This is a genomic window from Halomonas sp. ND22Bw (assembly GCF_003011945.1).
Taxonomy (GTDB): Bacteria; Pseudomonadota; Gammaproteobacteria; order Pseudomonadales; family Halomonadaceae; genus Halomonas; species Halomonas halophila.
The window spans coordinates 1-518 of record NZ_PXWD01000095.1 but is presented as its reverse complement, the minus strand read 5'-3'; the positions used below and the strand labels follow the sequence as shown (position 1 = coordinate 518).

1 pseudogene is annotated in these 518 nt (G+C 65.3%); it reads left to right on the top strand.

The window, feature by feature from the left end:
• Positions 1 to 22 precede the first annotated feature (22 nt).
• Positions 23 to 518, top strand: a pseudogene (locus CVH10_RS17125) (protein TolB); the annotation flags it as partial.

The following is a 518-nucleotide window of genomic DNA, read 5'->3' as shown; positions in this document are numbered from 1 at the left end:
GACGCAGGGCGACGAGGTGATCATGTCGCCGCGCTTCTCGCTGTCGCAGCCGGACGAGATCACCTATGTGGCGCTGGGCAAGGATTACAGCCGCATCTACCTGTATAATCTGACGACCGGCCGGCGCGAGAGCCTGGGCGAGTTCGACGGTCAGGTGCTGGCGCCGCGCTTCTCGAACGACGGCAACAAGATCGCCTTCTCCATCATCCGGGGCGGCAACACTGACGTCTATGTGATGGACCTGAGAAGCCGTCAGATCACGCGCCTGACCAACGATCCGGGCATCGACACCTCGCCCTCGTTCAGCCCGGACGGCAGCCAGATCGTCTTCACCTCGGACCGTTCGGGCTCGGCGCGGCTGTATGTGATGCGCGCGGACGGATCGGGCCAGCGGCCGATCTCGCGCGGCGGCGGCATCTATACGGCGACGTCGTGGAGCCCGACCGGCAATCTGATCGCCTTCACCAAACAGGGTGGCGGCCGGTTCTCGACCGGTGTGATGAACGCCGACGGATCGG